Here is a 15,203-nt window from a genome sequence, read left to right as displayed (position 1 = left end):
GCAAAGTCCTTGGATGCAGGCGGTGTTCAAAGAAAATCGTCGCGGCGCGGCGTGAAAGTGTCGATCAGGGTGCCCGGCTCAAGGCAGACGCACCCGTGCAGGGCGTTGGAAGGAATGACGAAACTGTCGCCCGGGCTGACGTCGAACGTCTCGCGGTCGATGGTGAAGCGAAAGCGGCCGCTTTCGACATAGGTCGATTGTACGTGCGGGTGATTGTGAAGCTTGCCTTCCGCGCCTTCCTGCTGAAATCGGAAGGCAACCACCATCAGGTCCGGACTGTCGGAAAGAACCTGCCGGCGGATGCCCGGGTCGGCTGTCACTTCGGGAAAGGATTTCACGAACATTGGATGTGCCTCAATGGAACAGGGATGGCAGCCACAGCGACAGGGACGGAATGTAGGTCACCAGGAGCAATGTGAAGACAGCGGCGCCATAGAAGGGCCAGATGGTCCTGATTGCATCCCAGACCGATATCCGGCCGACGGCGCAGCCGACAAAGAGCACGGTGCCGACCGGCGGTGTGCACAGGCCGATGCCGAGGTTGAGCACCAGGATGACACCGAAATGAACCGGGTCGACGCCAAAGGCGGTGGCGACCGGCAGGAAGATCGGCGTGGTGATGACGATCAGCGGCGACATGTCCATGAAGGTGCCGAGGAAGAGCAGAACGATGTTGATCATCAAGAGGATTATCAGCGGGTTCTCGGAGATCCCCTTCATGAATGCCACCAGTTGGGCCGGGATGTGCAGGAAGGCCAGCAGCCAGCCGAAGGAGGCCGCGCAGCCGATGACGAGCAGCACCATGGCGGTGGTGCGCACGGCAGCCTTGGTGGCGGCGACGAATTCGGGCCAGTGCATCGTGCGGTAGGCGAGCGTGGTCACCAGCAGGGCATAGACGGCCGCGATGCAGGAGCTTTCCGATGCGGTGAATACGCCGGAGCGCACGCCGCCGAAGATGATGCCGATCAACAGCAGACCCGGAATGGCGTTGATGAACAGGGCGCCCAGAGCTGACCAACCGGGAAAGCGTTCCGTCGGATAACCGGCGCGGCGGGCAACGAACCAGGCGGTGATCATCAGCGAGACTGCGAGCAGCAAGCCGGGCAGAATGCCGGCGGTGAACAGATCAGCGATGGACAGGCGTCCTCCTGCCGAGATCGAATAGATGATCATGTTGTGCGAGGGCGGCAGCATCAGCGCGATGATCGACGAGACCACGGTGACATTGACGCCGTATTCGACCGAGTAACCCTTTTCCTTCATCTGCGGGATCATCAGGCCGCCAATGGCGGTCGCATCGGCCGCAGCCGACCCGGAAATGCCGCCGAAGAGGACGGAGGCGGCGATGTTCACCTGGCCGAGGCCACCGCGCATATGCCCGACAACGGCACCGGCAAGTGCCACCAGTCTGCGGGCAATGTCGCCGCGCACCATGAGTTCACCGGCAAAGATGAAGAAGGGGATGGCCATCAGCGCGAAGACGGAGACACCGGAGTTCAACCGCTGGAAGACGACGACGGGTGGCAGGTCCATGTAAAGCACCGTGGCCAGCGATGCAGCGCCCAGACAGAAGGCGACAGGGGTGCCGATCAGGAGCAGGATCGTGAACGTGCCGAAGAGGATTACGGGTTCCATATCAAGCAGCCTCTTCGATAGGATCTTCACCGAAGCGTGCGGTCGGCAGCCCGGCAGCGCGGCGCACCAGGCGCTCGACGGAAAAGAGAAAAACCAGACAGCCACCACCGACCAGTGGCAGAAAATCGACCGCGCCCGAGATTCCGAGGGACGGCAGCTTTACGTCCCAGGCGGAAAGCGCCAGCTCCGCACCGAACCAGGCCATGCCTGCGCCAAAAGCGGCAACCACGGCATCGGAGATGCTGAAAAGGATCAGCTTGGCACCCTGAGGCAGAAAGTAGAGCAGGACGTCGAAGCTGAGATGGTAGCCTTCGCGGATGCCGACGGCGGCGCCCAGGAAGATGAACCAGCCCATCAGGATGACGGAGGCCGGCTCCGACCAGACGAGGCTGTCGTTCATCACGTAGCGCATGAACACCTGCGCGGTGATGAACACGGTCATGAGAATGAGGCCGCCTCCGGCAAGCCAGAGCGCTGCCGTGGAGACAAGGCGCAACATCTGCGCGGCGAACTTGAGATGGGGCTGCACGTCGAGATCCTGAAACCGGGATCCGGTCAAGGCGGATCCTGAAGAACGGCCCGCGGCCGGCCGGGCCGTTCCGCGTTCATGGGAACACGGAACAGCTTTACCGGCAGCGGGCTTGCGAAGATCAGTCGGTCGCGCGGATGCGGGCGACGAGATCCTTCAGCTTTTCAGACGTCACGTGCTTCTCGTAGACGCTGTCCATGGCGCTCATGAACGGCTCCTTGTCGATTTCGGTGACGACCTCGACACCTGCAGCGCGGACTTTTTCCTCAGAGGCCTTTTCGCGGGCCTGCCACTGTTCACGCATGAAGGGCACGGAGTCCTTGGCGGCCTGGCGGACGGCAGCCTGGTCTTCCGGAGAGAGGCTGTCCCATGTCTTCTTCGACATGACCAGCACTTCCGGCACGATCAGGTGTTCGTCCAACGTGTAGTAGCCGGCAACTTCGAAGTGACCGGAAGACTCGTAGGACGGCCAGTTGTTTTCCGCACCGTCGATAACGCCGGTCTGGATGGACGAATAGACTTCGCCGTAGGGCATCGGAGTCGCGTTGGCGCCGAGAGCGGACATCATGTCGACAAAGATGTCGGACTGCATGACGCGAACTTTCATGCCTTCAAGATCTTCAATCGATTTGATCGGCTTGACCTTGTTGTAGAAGCTGCGCGAGCCGCCGTCGTAAAAGGCAAGGCCGACATAACCGTGCGGTTCGAACGCCGCCAGGATCTCGTCACCGATCGGACCGTCCATCACTGAGTGCATGTGATCGACGCCCTTGAAGATGTAGGGCAGCGAGACAACCTTGGTTTCCTCGACCAGGTTGTTGAACGGGCCCATGGAAACGCGGTTCAGGTCGATGACGCCGAACTTGGTCTGCTCGATGGTGTCCTTTTCCTCACCCAGCTGGGCGGAATGGAACACTTCGACGCAGATGCGACCGTCGGTCCGCTCTTCGAGCAGTTTGCCCATTTGCTTGACAGCCTCGACCGTCGGATAGCCGTCCGGATGGGTGTCGGACGATTTGAGGGTCACTTCGCATGCAAGCGATGCGGATGTGAGGGCGGCGGTCGCCAGAAGCGATGCCGCAAGGGTCTTCAATACTTTCATAGTCTCCTCCCGAAATTGGCTCGTCAGAGCCGGTAGGCCTGCTTGGCAAGCCTGTAAGTGAGGTCGTGAGCGACCTCATATGCCTCGTCCTCGTCCAGCCTCCCGGATGTCACGAGCGATGCGAGGTAAGCGCAATCGACCCGGCGGGCCACGTCGTGGCGGGCCGGGATCGAGCAGAAGGCGCGGGTGTCGTCGTTGAAGCCGACTGTGTTGTAGAAACCCGCGGTTTCCGTGGTCAGTTCCCGGAAACGGCGCATGCCTTCCGGGCTGTCGTAGAACCACCATGCCGGACCGAGCTTGAGCGTCGGATAGACACCTGCAAGCGGGGCCAGTTCCCGAGAGTAGGCCGTTTCGTCCAGCGTGAAGAGAATGATCGACAGGTTCTTTTCCAGGCCGACCGCATCCAGCAGCGGCTTGAGCGCCTTGACGTAGCTGGTCTGGGTCGGGATATCGAAACCCTTGTCTCGGCCATGGGCAGCCATGATGCCGGCCGAATGATTGCGGTGGCTCCCCGGATGGATCTGCAGGACCAGTCCGTCCTCAAGGCTCATGCGCGCCATTTCCGTCAGCATATGGCCGCGGAAGGCATCGGCTTCCTCCGCAGTGCAGCTCCCTTTCAGGGCCTTCTGGAACAGGGCTTCCGCTTCTGCTGCCGACAGGTTCTCGGTGCGGGCGGTGGCGTGGCCGTGATCGGACGAAGTGGCGCCGAAGGACTTGAAATAGGCACGGCGGTCCCGGTGGGCGTTGAGATAGCCCTGCCAGGTGGTGGCGTTTTCGCCCGCAAGTGCACCGAATGTCTCGATATTGGCGGCAAATCCCTCGAACTCCGGATCGACGACCGCATCGGGGCGATAGGCCGTGACGACCCGGCCGTTCCAGCCGCTGTCGCGGATCTGGCGGTGCCATTTCAGGTCATCAAGGGGGGATTCCGTGGTCGCGATCACCTCGATGTTGAAGCGTTCGAACAGGGCGCGCGGCCGGAACTCCGGGCGGGTCAGGCAATCGGCAATGTGGTCGTAGGCCTCGTCGGCGGTGTCGGCCGAGATGCGCCGGGTCCAGCCGAAGACTTCCTGAAAGGCGTGTTCCAGCCACATGCGTGAGGGTGTTGCCCGGAAGAGATGGAAGTTCTCCGCAAAAATGCGCCAGATCTTGCGGCTGTCGGTCTCGCTCAAGCCGCCATCGATGCGCGGCACGCCCAGTTGGCTGAGGTCGATGCCCTGCGAGAACAGCATGCGAAACACGTAGTGATCGGGAACGATGAACAGTTGCGCAGGGTCTGGGAAGGCTTCGTTTTCGGCATACCAGCGCGTGTCCGTGTGCCCGTGCGGGCTGACGATCGGCAGATCCTTGATGGTGGCGTAAAGCTCTGCTGCGAGCGAGCGCGAGGCCGCATCGGCGGGAAACAGGCGGTGCGGGTCGAGGCCCTGTCCCGAGATATCCGGTGCATCCGCTCTTTCCAGTGACATTCGTTTCTCCCAAGGCCGCCTTTGGACGGGCTGATGTTGCTACTAGTAAACTGATATGCTAGTTGAGTAGACGAGTCAACGGAGACGACGCTGATGTCAGAAAGTAGCGCCCTGAAGGTGCTCGAGCCGATCAAGATCCCGACCGTCGCAGATACGGTGTTCGAGGAATTGCACCAGCAGATCCTGTCACTGGATCTGGCACCGGGCACGCGCATGTCGGAAGCGGAAGTGGCCAAGGCCTTCGGTGTGTCCCGCCAGCCGGTCCGGGATGCGTTCTACCGTCTGTCCCAGCTCGGCTTTCTGTTGATCCGGCCTCAACGGGCAACCGTTATCTCCAAGATCTCGGAGGTTGCGGTGCTGAAGGCCAAGTTCGTGCGGACGGCGCTGGAAGTTGCCTGCATGCGGGCTGCGATCGAAGTGATCACCGACGAGCAGATCGATGATCTGGAACAGCTTCTTGCGCAACAGCAGGCGGCAGTGGATGCCAATGAACGCCAGCTGTTTCACACGCTCGACGATACTTTTCACCGCAGGATCTGCGAAATCTCGGGGCATGACTACGTCTGGGCGCTGATCCGCGAGCAGAAAGCGCACATGGATCGGGTGCGGTTCCTGTCACTGGCCTCCGGGGCCCAGGCAGCGCTCGATGACCATTACCGCATCATCTCGGCCATGCGCCGACGGGACGGCAAACTGGCCGAATCCATGCTGACCGAGCATCTTGGCCGGATTGCCACCATTCTCGGCCGCATCCGTGCCGAAAACCAGGATCATTTCGAGGAATGAGTATGCCGATGCGGTTTCTCGCCATCGGCGAATGCATGGTCGAATTCTCGCCGACACCGTCGGGCACTTATGCTGTCGGCTTTGCCGGCGACACGTTCAACACGGCCTGGTACGCACGCCAACTGGCGGATCCCGAAAAGCTGGACGTCGCCTACCTGAGCGCCGTCGGTGACGACGACCTCTCCGGGCAATTGACGGATTTTGTCGAGGCGGCCGGCATCAGGCCGCTGATGGCCCGGGTGAAAGGCGCTGCGCCGGGCATGTACATGATCTTTCTGAGCGAGGGTGAGCGAAGCTTTCAGTATTGGCGCTCGCAGTCCGCAGCCCGCCATCTTGCCGACGATCTGTCTGCGCTTGAGACCACCGGGGAAGGGGACCTGCTCTATTTTTCCGGCATTACCGTCGCCATCCTGACCGAAGATGCCCGGGATCGGCTGCTGGCCGCCCTGCAGGCGGCTGCCGGACGCGGAGCGGAAATCGTCTTCGACCCGAACCTGCGCCCGCGCCTGTGGCCGTCTAGCGATGAGATGTGCCGATGGACGATGAAAGCCGCCAGTGTTGCCGGCATCGTCCTGCCGTCCTTTGAAGATGAAGCCAGCCATTTCAGCGATACCAACGAAGAGGCTACCGCAGCCCGTTATCTCGGTAACGGCGCCCGGCTGGTTGTGGTCAAGAATGGTGCCGGGCCGATCCTCGTGCGCGGGGCCGACGGAGACAGTTTTCAGTATCAACCGGAACCCGCCAGCGTGGTTGTCGACACGACCGCCGCGGGCGACAGTTTCAATGCGGCCTTTCTGGTCGAATTCATGGAACGGGCAAGAACGCGTGAAGCCGTTCGTGCGGGCTGTGCCCTGGCAGCCCATGTGATAGGCAGTCGCGGGGCACTGGTGCCAGTCACCAGAATGGACCTGATTGCCTGCCGCAACAGGTTGAGCGCCTGAGCCATTATGTGACCTAACGGCAGAAAAGCCCCAATTTTAATCAACTGTTTACCATAAATATGTTGCTTTCCTTTCTGGATCGCGTGATTTGTTTTTAGATTTTTCTGATCCTGTCAGAACCGTATCATCGCAAGCATTGACGGTTCGCGCTTGCCGCTGAAAGGACGCGCCTATGGCTTCAAGGATGAGCCGACGCACATTTGTTGCCGCAATACCCTTGCTTCTGGCTGCCTGCCAGAGCCAGCAGAATTCAACAGTGCAGGCGGGATTGACCCCGCTGGCTGACGGCACGCCGGATTACGCAACGGCCTATGCCGCCAGAACCGATGGCGGGTTTTCGATTCCGGCAATCCAGTATCAGAAGTTCGACCCGAAATATCTGCGCCAGGTGGTGTTCTATCCGAGCAAATATCCCACCGGCACCATCGTCGTCGATCCCCGCAGCAAGTATCTTTACCTGATCCAGCCCGGTGGCCGTGCCATCCGTTACGGCATTGGTGTCGGTCGTGCCGGCTTTGCCTGGAACGGTGAAGCGGAAATTCGTTTCAAGCGCGAGTGGCCGAAGTGGTTCCCGCCAGACGAGATGATCGAACGCGATCCGAGGCTGGAAAAATATCGCGATGGACAGGAAGGCGGCCCCAGCAATCCGATCGGCGCGCGCGGGCTTTATCTGTGGCAGGGCAACAAGGATACGCTCTACCGCATCCACAGCACCAACCAGCCCTCCAGCATTGGTACCAATGCCTCCAGCGGATGCATCCGCATGTGGCATCAGGACATCATCGATCTCTATAACCGCGTCAATGTCGGCGCCAAGGTGGTTGTGCTGGGCTAGGTTTTCGGCACGATCGACTACGGCCTCATGTTCGAAGAGCCGCCAGGTCCCTACAGATGGACTGGCGGCTCTTTTTCGTTCACGCGGCCCATCCTTCGAGACAGCGCTTCGCGCCTCCTCAGGATGAGGAGGGTGGTTGGAAGGCTCTTCGGTGAAGGGGCTCTCGGGGGTGGAAAGTCCGACATGGTGACCTGTCTGACGTAGCGTCCGGGATTCTGGCAGGCAGGTGTCTCGGATCCGGACAGTCAAGGACAGCTCATACTGCCGCCCCAAGGCCTCATCCTGAGGAGGGCCGTCAGGCCCGTCTCGAAGGATGGGCGCCTTGTTCAAGAGACTGCAACGAGCCTCTGGCCTTTAGCCTTCGACCGACCCGAGTAACTCCTTTGCCTGCCGGGCAGCCCCACGGATGGCGGCGGCGTAGAGGGTGACGTCGATCGACGTGGCGACGAAGGTGGCACCAAGTTCCAGACAGGTGCGGGCGAAATCTAGATTGGTGGTCAGGATTCCCGGTGCCTTGCCGGCAGCCTTGATGCGCTTCAGGGCGTCCAGGATCGTGGCGACGACTTCCGGGTGCATCGGGTCGCCGAGGTGCCCCATATCGGCGGCCAGATCCGACGGGCCGATGAAGACGCCGTCAACACCTTCGACTGACAGGATGCCGTCAAGCTCCGCCAGGCCGGCGCGGTTTTCCACCTGCACCAGCAGGCAGATCTCGCCGTCGGCGGTCGTCAGGTAATCGGGAATGGCGGAAAACCGGGATGCGCGGGCGAGAGCCGACCCGACGCCGCGCATGCCGACCGGCGGATAACGCACGGCGCTGACAAGCTCTTGCGCCTGAGTTTTGCTTTCCACCATGGGGATCAGCAGTGTTTGCGCACCGGCATCCAGGAACTGCTTGATCATCCAGGTCTCGCCGATGGGCACCCGCACGACCGGTTTGCTGGTGGAGGCCTCGACCACTTTCAGCTGCGCCATCATGGATCTGAGGTCGTTGGGTGCGTGTTCGCAATCGATCAACAGCCAGTCGAAGCCGGCACTTGCAGTGATTTCCGCCGTATAGGCATCGGCAAGTCCGACCCAGCAGCCCATCTGCGGCTGACCGGACTTCATGGCGGCTTTGAAGGCGTTTTGAGGCGCTGGCATGGTTTTCCCTATGACGCGAAAGAGCAGGAAACAGACCCGAACGGGCCGAAATCGGCGTGGACCCTCGAGCCGGGCGGGCATTCCACCGGCCGGATGAAGGATCCGGAGAGAATAATCTGCCCTGCTTCGATTGTCTGTCCGTAATCGGCCATGCGCCGCGCCAGCCAGACGACACTTTCCACCGGATCGTTGAGCACACCAGCGCCAAGACCGGTTTCCTCGACCTCGTCGTTGCGGCTGACAATGGCACCGATCCAGCGCAGGTCGGTCGCACCGGGATCGTGTTTCTCCGCGCCCAACACAAGTCCGGCATTGGCGGCGTTGTCGGCGATGGTGTCGAAGATCTTGCGGGCCTGGCCGGTTTCCGGATCGACCCGCTGAATACGGGTATCCAGAATTTCCAGGCTCGGGCAAATGTGATCCGTTGCCGCCAGAACATCCTCCCGCGTGACGTTGGCTCCGCCGAGAGGTGCTTTCATGACGAAGGCGATTTCCGCTTCGATGCGCGGTTGGATGAAGCGGCCTTTCGGTATGGTGGCTCCGGTTTCAAACAGCATGTCGTCGAAGAGGACACCGCTGTCCGGAATATCGATCTTGAGCGCGTCCTGCATGGCCTTCGACGTCAGGCCGATCTTCCAGCCGATGGTCGTGCGGCCCTCGGCAAGCTTCGCCCTGGCAAGTTCCTTCTGGATCGCATAGGCCCCGTCCATGTCGAGGTTCGGATGGCGCAGGGTGAGAAGACCGATCTGCTCGAGCGTCTTTTCCGCGTTCAGGAGATCGCTTGCGGCCCTGGAGATGTCTGCTTCGCTCAGGTTCATTTTTCATCCTCCACGCCATTGCGCAGAATGCCGATCCCATCGACCTCGATCTCGACCACGTCACCGGGTTTCAGATAGCGGGGAGGGTCGAAACGGGCGCCTGCGCCCGTCGGTGTTCCGGTGACGATGATGTCACCGGGCTGAAGTGTCATGAAGGTCGAGATGTAGGCGATTTCCTCGCGGATCGGGAATGTCATGCGCTTGAGGTAATCATCCTGGCGCAGTTCTCCGTTGACGCGGGTCTGAATGCGGGCCTCGTCAAGTTGCGCAGCGTTTTCGAAAGCAACCAGCCAAGGGCCAAGCGAGCCGGACCGGTCCCAGTTCTTGCCCTGGGTGACGTTGAATTTCGCGTGTCGTACCCAGTCGCGAATGGTGCCTTCGTTGCACAGTGTCAGGGCGCAGATATGGTCGTAGGCGTCTTCCACCTTGATGCGCCGGCCGGCCTTGCCGATGACGATGGCCACTTCGCCCTCGTAATCGAGCGTGTGGTTTTCCGGCGGCCGGATCAGCGGCTGCTCGTGACCGGTGAACCCGCTGGCAAACCGCGGGAACAGGGACATGTATTTCGGCTGCGCGCTACCGTCCTTGTACTCCGCATTGCGGTCGGGAAAGTTGACGCCGACACACAGGATACGTGGCGCGTTCGGCAACACCATTTCATAGGTAAAATCGGTATGCGTAACCGGCTTGCCCTTCGCGGCTGCGACAAGGTCCTGCAGGCCGCCGGCATGGATGGCGTCGTAAAGCGTCGGCCACTGCGGAAAATCCGGCGACAGAGCAATCATGCCGGTATCGGTGACGGCCCCGTAATATCGTGTTCCGTCGGCGCTGTAGGTCGCGAGCCGGGTCATGCGGGCTCCCTGTTTCTGGCAATTTCAAGGATGACGTCGAAGGCGACGTCGACATCTTCCCGGGTGCAGTCGAACTGACCGACCTGGAAACGGATCACCTTGGAACCGTCGAGCAAAGTCTGGGTCAGGTAGATCCTGCCATCATCGTTGATGGCATCTACGAGGCACTGGTTGAGTGCGTCTGGGTCCTGCGTTCCTGCCGGCGTATAGCGAAAGCTGAACAGGGACAGGACAGGCTCGGACGCGATCTCGAAATCCGGTTCGGCGCGCAGGCGTTCGGCGAGCGCAACCGACCAGTCGACGTGGTTGCGCAGCCGCTGCCGCAGGTCTTCAAGGCCATAGGAGCGCAGCAGGAACCAGAGCTTCAAAGCCCGGAAGCGGCGACCGAGCGGAACGGACCATTCGGAATAGTTGACGATGCCGTCGTGGCCGTGGGTTTTCAGATATTCCGGCCGGATCGCCAGCGTTCGCACAAGGTCTTCCGGATTGCGCACGAAATGGGCGGAACAGTCGAACTGGGCACCGAGCCATTTGTGCGGGTTGAAGACCATGGAATCGACGCCGTCCACGCCTGCCCAGAGGTCGCGGTACTCGGGCACGATCATGGCTGCGCCTGCCCAGGCTGCATCAAGATGCACATAGAGGCCGAAGTCCCTCGCGACGGCAACCACAGAGGCAACATCATCGGACGCGCCGACACCTGTTCCGCCGGTGCAGGCGATGATGCCCGCGGGTCTGAAACCCGCTTCAAGATCCGCTTCAATGGCCGCACGCAGCGCGTCCGGATCCATCGCCCGGCGCGGGCCGTTAACCGGGATCCGGACCAGGTTGTCCTGGCCGATGCCGGAGATCCAGATGGCCCTGTCGATGGAGGTGTGGACCTCGTTGGAGGAATAGACGCGCAGGCGCGGCTGACCGCTGAGACCGGCCTTGTTGCCGTCCCAGGAAAGGGCGCGTTCGCGCATGGTCAGCACGGCGGCGAGGGTTGCGGTGGACGCGCTGTCCTGAATCACCCCGGTGAAGGTGTCGGGCAGTCCAACGGCCTGGCGCAGCCAGTCCATCATCCTGGTTTCCATCTCGGTGGCGGCAGGAGAGGTCTGCCACAGCATGCACTGGGCCGCCATGGCGGTGACGAGATATTCCGCCAGCATCGACGGGGGCGAGGCATTGGCGGGGAAATAGGCAAAGAAGCGCGGGTGCTGCCAGTGGGTCATGCCCGGCAGCACGATCTTCTCGAAGTCCGCGAAGATCGTCTCCATCTCCTCGGCAAGTTCTGGCGGTGCCTCGGGCAGAGCGTTGAGGATCTCGCCGGGTTTCACCTGGGCGCGGACAGGCCGCTGCCGCAGGGTCTGATGATAATCTGCGGCCCAGTCGGCCACCCTCCGGCCCCAGCCGGCAAAGTCAGTCCAGTTCATTGCTGTCGTCCAACCGTTGTCTGTTTCACCTATGGCGCAACAATCGGTTGTGCGGCAAGGCTGGGAGGCTGAACTTCCGTTCCCTCGAACAGGGATCCTTCCTCGAACCAGCTCCTTGGGGCAGGGGCGCCCCAGAGTGTCTGGCGCTGCGGATCCTTCAGATCCCATTTGATCGGTTCCAGATCGGGATCGACCGTCTGGTAGTCCGAGCAGTAGATCTCGATCCGGTGGCCGTCCGGGTCTCGAATGTAGAGGAAGAAGGCGTTGGAAATGCCATGTCGGCCCGGGCCACGCTCGATATTGGATACCCAGCCGGTGGTTGCCATCAGGTCGAGCAGGTCGATGATATTGAGCGGGGTCGGCACCCAGAACGCCGTGTGGTGGAGGCGCGGGCCCTTGCCGTTGGTAAAGGCAATATCGTGGACGCCGCCCTTACGGTGGGTCCAGGCGGCCCAGAGGCGGCCGGTCTCCTCGTCCTCGGTATATTCGGTCACCCGGAAGCCGAGCTCGTTGTAGAAGGCAACGGAAGCATCGACGTCCGGCGAGAAGCAGTTGAAGTGGTCGATGCGGAGCGGCTTCACGCCCTTGTAGAGCGCGTATTTCTGATGGATCGGCGGCAGGCGGTCCATCTTCGCATAGAATTCCAGCGGAATGCCGTGCGGGTCGCAGGTGCGGAAGGTGCGTGACTGGTAGGGCCGCTCGACCCAGTCGACCGGAAGGCCCTTGCCCTTGAAATAGGCGGCGGCCTTGTCGAGATTCTCCTCGTCGAACACCTTGAAGCCGAGATCGCGCGCTGAGGCCTCCGCCGATTTGCGCAACACCAGGCAATGGTGTCCACGTTCTTCCATGGCGCGCAGATAGATCGCGTCGCCGGTTTCGTCCGTCACCTGAAGGCCGAGCGTATCGACATAGAAGGCCCGGCTTCTGGCCAGATCCGTAACGCCGAGTTCCACATGGCTGAGCCGGACGATGTTGAAGGGCGGGTAGAGATTGGGCGCCGGAATGGGCATGAGGTCCTCCCAGAAGATCTATTTTATTATCAGGCCCCGAGGCGCGGGATTGTGTGCTGTCCCGTCGCAAAGCCGATGTGTTTCTGTTCCATGTAGAATTCAAACGACCAGTCGCCGCCGTCGCGGCCGATACCGCTGGCCTTGACGCCGCCGAACGGGGTGGGCAGGTGGCGGACGTTTTCCGAGTTTACCCAGATCATGCCCGCTTCCAGGCTGCCTGTGAACCGAAGCGCACGCGTCAAGTCGTTGGTCCAGACGTAACCGGTCAGGCCGTAGGGAATATCATTGGCGATCCGCAGAGCTTCTTCTTCGGAACCGAAGCGGATGGAGGTCAGCACCGGGCCGAAAATTTCTTCCTGGGCGATCTTCATGGAGTTGTTCGCACCGGTGAAGAGGGTGGGGCGGACGAAGCAGCCTTCCGTCCCGACACGGCTGCCGCCTGCGGCAATTGTCGCGCCGTCCTTGCGGGCCGTTTCGAAATAGCCGGTGACCTTGTCGAAATGGGTCTTGTGGATCAGCGGTCCGATTTCGGTCAAAGGATCGAGGGGATGACCGACCCTGATGTTGTTGACGCGCTCGATGAGCCTCGCTTCGAATTCATCGGCAATGGTGTCTTGCACCAAAAGACGCGATGAGGAAGTGCAGCGTTCGCCGTTGAGCGAATAGATCATGAAGATTGCCGCATCGAGTGCCCGGTCGAGATCGGCGTCATCGAAGACGATTACAGGGTTCTTGCCGCCGAGCTCGAAATGGACCCGCTTCAGGGTTTCCGCGCCCTGACGCATGATCATGGAGCCAGTGCGGCTCTCGCCGACAAAGGCAATGGCCTTGATGTCCGGATGTTCGGTCAAGGCCTTGCCGGCTTCTTCGCCAAGGCCGTTGACCAGGTTCCAGACACCCTTCGGCAGGCCGGCTTCCTCGGCGATTTCCATCAGGATACGAGCGGTGACGGGAGAGAACTCCGCCGGCTTGTGAACCACGGTGCAGCCTGCCGCGAGCGCCGGTGCAATCTTCCAGGTCGACAGCATGAAGGGCGTGTTCCACGGCGTGATCACGCCGACCGGACCGATGGGCACGCGGGTCGTGATGTTCATGAGGGTCGGCGATGGCAGGGCCAGGCCGTCCCGGGCGCCCGGCGCCTTGTCGGCAAAGAAACGGAAGTTTTCGGCACCGCGAAGAGCAGCCTTCGACATGAAGCGCAGCGCCTGGCCGGTGTCCCAGCATTCGCAAAAAGCGATTTCCTCCGCGCGGGCAACAATGCCGTCGGCGATCTTGTGCAGGATCTTCTTGCGCTCCGTCGCGGCCATGTCGCGCCATGCGGGAAACGCCTCTTTTGCGGCCGTGGCAGCAGCATCGATATCGGCGGCATCGCCTCGGGCCACCTTGCAGATCAGGCTTTCGTCGACCGGTGATGTGGTCTCGAACGTGGCACCAGAGACTGCGGGGCAGGCCTTGCCGCCGATCTGGTTCAGGACGCCGGTTTCCCGGAACCGTGCGAGATAGGCCTCAAGTTTTTCGATGTTGTTCTGAAGGTCAGGCATGGGTCAGGCAGTCCCCAAATGGTCGCGAATGGTGCCCGTCTTGGGCGAAAGGTCCGGGTCGATGTCACGCAGCTCAAGCGATAGCGCGAGCGAGCTGGTGTCCAGAACCGGTTCCAGGAAAGTCTTTGCGGCAGCGAACAGGCGCTCGGCGGCGTCGCGCTTGACGTCGTCCGAACGTCCGGCGCGCATGCGCACGGAAATGTCGATGAAGGCGTGTTTCGGATCGCCGTCGGCGATTGCATAGTGGTCGCACCGTATGGCGCGTACTCGAAGACCGGGCATGGGAAGGGCATCGATGGTTGCTGCCTGGGCACGCAGATGCTCGCACAGGGCCTGAATGTCGGCCCGCTGTTCCAGATTGGCGGAATATTCCAGCGATATGTGCGGCATGGGATTTCCTTAACAGCGCAATATTTGCTATGTTAAATATATGAGATCGAAACTGTCAAACTTTTTGTGTCTAATAATCTGCCAATTCGCTATGGACCTTGCATGATCGACGACACCAAACCCGCTGGCGGCACAACGCTGCCGTCAACCAGACGCTCCATCCCGATTGCCCTCATCCGGGCGCGTGAAAAAGTCATGGGGCCAATCCGGGAAATGCTCTCCGACTGCGGCATCACCGAGCAGCAGTGGCGCATCCTGCGGGTGCTGGAAGAATACGGCCCCCAGGACGCCTCGACCCTGGCAGAGCGGGCCTGTCTGTTGCTCCCCAGCCAGACAAGGATCGTTCAGACGCTTCTGGAAAAGGGGCTGGTGACCCGTCAGGCTGACGATAAGGACCGGCGCAAGCAGACGGTCGCGATCACAGCCGCCGGACAGGCGATCATTGATGACAAGCTTCAGGATGCCAAGGCGATCGCCGCGCGTATCGAAGAAGTCATCGGCAAAGAGAAGCTGGCCCAGCTGCTCGACATCCTGGAGGATTTCCAGAAGCTGTAAGAAGCTTGGGCCCGGGTTTGGTCCATGAGGCTGGCTTCCGAGTGAGCCGGCTTTTTTCGCTTTCAAGGCCAGGTAAGGAAAACGCGCTGTTGGGCCGTTCCGGAAACAGCGCCGGGGTCCCCTTCAACCGGCGTGACTGAAGGGGACCCCGGGTTTCCGGTCTCGTGCGGGAAGAGACCGGGTGCT

At 61.2% G+C, this 15,203-nt stretch carries 16 protein-coding genes; 4 read left to right on the top strand and 12 right to left on the bottom strand.

The annotated features are described in order from the left end of the window. Nucleotides 1–26: 26 nt before the first annotated feature. The 5 genes from ACYQ54_RS07215 to uxaC all read right to left on the bottom strand — a co-directional run bounded on the left by ACYQ54_RS07215 (nt 27) and on the right by uxaC (nt 4,732). A complete protein-coding gene (locus tag ACYQ54_RS07215) occupies nt 27–344 on the bottom strand; it encodes a cupin domain-containing protein (RefSeq protein WP_460080671.1) in 318 nt (105 codons plus the stop codon). Between the two features lie 10 nt (nt 345–354). After that, nucleotides 355–1,635 (bottom strand): TRAP transporter large permease, encoded by a 1,281-nt coding sequence (locus ACYQ54_RS07210; protein WP_460080669.1) that lies wholly within the window; start codon nt 1,633–1,635, stop codon nt 355–357. 1 nt (nt 1,636) lies between these two features. After that, complete coding sequence (locus ACYQ54_RS07205; protein ID WP_460081699.1) at nt 1,637–2,134, bottom strand: TRAP transporter small permease; 498 nt, start codon at nt 2,132–2,134, stop codon at nt 1,637–1,639. 151 nt (nt 2,135–2,285) lie between these two features. Beyond that, complete coding sequence (locus ACYQ54_RS07200) at nt 2,286–3,266, bottom strand: TRAP transporter substrate-binding protein (protein ID WP_460080666.1); 981 nt, start codon at nt 3,264–3,266, stop codon at nt 2,286–2,288. A gap of 23 nt (nt 3,267–3,289) precedes the next feature. Then, a complete protein-coding gene (uxaC, locus tag ACYQ54_RS07195) occupies nt 3,290–4,732 on the bottom strand; it encodes a glucuronate isomerase (protein ID WP_460080665.1) in 1,443 nt (480 codons plus the stop codon). A 93-nt stretch (nt 4,733–4,825) separates the two neighbouring features. Here uxaC and ACYQ54_RS07190 point away from each other — a divergent pair, with 93 nt between their 5' ends. The 3 genes from ACYQ54_RS07190 (at nt 4,826) to ACYQ54_RS07180 (ending at nt 7,294) form a co-directional block, all read left to right on the top strand. Beyond that, nucleotides 4,826–5,518, top strand: a complete 693-nt coding sequence (locus tag ACYQ54_RS07190; RefSeq protein ID WP_460080662.1) for a GntR family transcriptional regulator — start codon at nt 4,826–4,828, stop codon at nt 5,516–5,518. Then, nucleotides 5,515–6,459, top strand: a complete 945-nt coding sequence (locus ACYQ54_RS07185; protein ID WP_460080661.1) for a sugar kinase — start codon at nt 5,515–5,517, stop codon at nt 6,457–6,459. The genes ACYQ54_RS07190 and ACYQ54_RS07185 overlap by 4 nt, the downstream gene beginning before the upstream one ends. A gap of 172 nt (nt 6,460–6,631) precedes the next feature. Beyond that, complete coding sequence (locus ACYQ54_RS07180; protein ID WP_460080658.1) at nt 6,632–7,294, top strand: L,D-transpeptidase; 663 nt, start codon at nt 6,632–6,634, stop codon at nt 7,292–7,294. Between the two features lie 354 nt (nt 7,295–7,648). On the opposite strand, the gene hpaI is transcribed toward ACYQ54_RS07180, so the two are convergent. The 7 genes from hpaI to ACYQ54_RS07145 are packed head-to-tail and all read right to left on the bottom strand — an operon-like array spanning nt 7,649 to nt 14,462. Beyond that, nucleotides 7,649–8,437, bottom strand: a complete 789-nt coding sequence (hpaI, locus tag ACYQ54_RS07175; protein WP_460080656.1) for a 4-hydroxy-2-oxoheptanedioate aldolase — start codon at nt 8,435–8,437, stop codon at nt 7,649–7,651. Between the two features lie 8 nt (nt 8,438–8,445). Further along, nucleotides 8,446–9,255 (bottom strand): 2-oxo-hept-4-ene-1,7-dioate hydratase, encoded by an 810-nt coding sequence (hpaH, locus tag ACYQ54_RS07170; protein WP_460080654.1) that lies wholly within the window; start codon nt 9,253–9,255, stop codon nt 8,446–8,448. Further along, a complete protein-coding gene (locus ACYQ54_RS07165) occupies nt 9,252–10,106 on the bottom strand; it encodes a fumarylacetoacetate hydrolase family protein (protein WP_460080652.1) in 855 nt (284 codons plus the stop codon). Before ACYQ54_RS07165 ends, hpaH begins: the two co-directional genes overlap by 4 nt. Continuing rightward, the gene (locus ACYQ54_RS07160) at nt 10,103–11,521 is read right to left on the bottom strand and encodes a pyridoxal phosphate-dependent decarboxylase family protein (protein ID WP_460080651.1); all 1,419 of its coding nucleotides are present in this window, start codon (nt 11,519–11,521) and stop codon (nt 10,103–10,105) included. The genes ACYQ54_RS07165 and ACYQ54_RS07160 overlap by 4 nt, the downstream gene beginning before the upstream one ends. 29 nt (nt 11,522–11,550) lie before the next feature. After that, nucleotides 11,551–12,531 (bottom strand): 3,4-dihydroxyphenylacetate 2,3-dioxygenase, encoded by a 981-nt coding sequence (gene hpaD, locus ACYQ54_RS07155; RefSeq protein WP_460080649.1) that lies wholly within the window; start codon nt 12,529–12,531, stop codon nt 11,551–11,553. A gap of 29 nt (nt 12,532–12,560) precedes the next feature. Then, a complete protein-coding gene (gene hpaE / locus ACYQ54_RS07150) occupies nt 12,561–14,072 on the bottom strand; it encodes a 5-carboxymethyl-2-hydroxymuconate semialdehyde dehydrogenase (RefSeq protein WP_460080647.1) in 1,512 nt (503 codons plus the stop codon). A 3-nt stretch (nt 14,073–14,075) separates the two neighbouring features. Beyond that, on the bottom strand, nt 14,076–14,462 hold the full coding sequence (locus ACYQ54_RS07145) for a 5-carboxymethyl-2-hydroxymuconate Delta-isomerase (RefSeq protein ID WP_460080644.1): 387 nt from the start codon (nt 14,460–14,462) through the stop codon (nt 14,076–14,078). Nucleotides 14,463–14,564: 102 nt separating this feature from the next. On the opposite strand from ACYQ54_RS07145, the gene hpaR reads away from it, so the two are divergent. Then, nucleotides 14,565–15,017, top strand: a complete 453-nt coding sequence (hpaR, locus tag ACYQ54_RS07140) for a homoprotocatechuate degradation operon regulator HpaR (protein ID WP_460080642.1) — start codon at nt 14,565–14,567, stop codon at nt 15,015–15,017. Nucleotides 15,018–15,203 lie beyond the last annotated feature (186 nt).

This window comes from Roseibium sp. LAB1, assembly GCF_054658235.1.
Note: the sequence above shows the minus strand (reverse complement) of the source record. Positions and strands in the feature narration are given on the sequence as shown.

Coding starts and splice junctions, on each gene's coding strand:
- ACYQ54_RS07145 (WP_460080644.1), bottom strand. CDS start 14,462: ATGCCGCACATATCGCTGGAATATTCCGCCAATCTGGAACAGCGGGCC.
- ACYQ54_RS07185 (WP_460080661.1), top strand. CDS start 5,515: ATGAGTATGCCGATGCGGTTTCTCGCCATCGGCGAATGCATGGTCGAA.
- uxaC (WP_460080665.1), bottom strand. CDS start 4,732: ATGTCACTGGAAAGAGCGGATGCACCGGATATCTCGGGACAGGGCCTC.
- ACYQ54_RS07165 (WP_460080652.1), bottom strand. CDS start 10,106: ATGACCCGGCTCGCGACCTACAGCGCCGACGGAACACGATATTACGGG.
- hpaH (WP_460080654.1), bottom strand. CDS start 9,255: ATGAACCTGAGCGAAGCAGACATCTCCAGGGCCGCAAGCGATCTCCTG.
- hpaR (WP_460080642.1), top strand. CDS start 14,565: ATGATCGACGACACCAAACCCGCTGGCGGCACAACGCTGCCGTCAACC.
- ACYQ54_RS07180 (WP_460080658.1), top strand. CDS start 6,632: ATGGCTTCAAGGATGAGCCGACGCACATTTGTTGCCGCAATACCCTTG.
- ACYQ54_RS07190 (WP_460080662.1), top strand. CDS start 4,826: ATGTCAGAAAGTAGCGCCCTGAAGGTGCTCGAGCCGATCAAGATCCCG.
- ACYQ54_RS07210 (WP_460080669.1), bottom strand. CDS start 1,635: ATGGAACCCGTAATCCTCTTCGGCACGTTCACGATCCTGCTCCTGATC.
- hpaD (WP_460080649.1), bottom strand. CDS start 12,531: ATGCCCATTCCGGCGCCCAATCTCTACCCGCCCTTCAACATCGTCCGG.
- ACYQ54_RS07200 (WP_460080666.1), bottom strand. CDS start 3,266: ATGAAAGTATTGAAGACCCTTGCGGCATCGCTTCTGGCGACCGCCGCC.
- hpaI (WP_460080656.1), bottom strand. CDS start 8,437: ATGCCAGCGCCTCAAAACGCCTTCAAAGCCGCCATGAAGTCCGGTCAG.
- hpaE (WP_460080647.1), bottom strand. CDS start 14,072: ATGCCTGACCTTCAGAACAACATCGAAAAACTTGAGGCCTATCTCGCA.
- ACYQ54_RS07215 (WP_460080671.1), bottom strand. CDS start 344: ATGTTCGTGAAATCCTTTCCCGAAGTGACAGCCGACCCGGGCATCCGC.
- ACYQ54_RS07160 (WP_460080651.1), bottom strand. CDS start 11,521: ATGAACTGGACTGACTTTGCCGGCTGGGGCCGGAGGGTGGCCGACTGG.
- ACYQ54_RS07205 (WP_460081699.1), bottom strand. CDS start 2,134: ATGTTGCGCCTTGTCTCCACGGCAGCGCTCTGGCTTGCCGGAGGCGGC.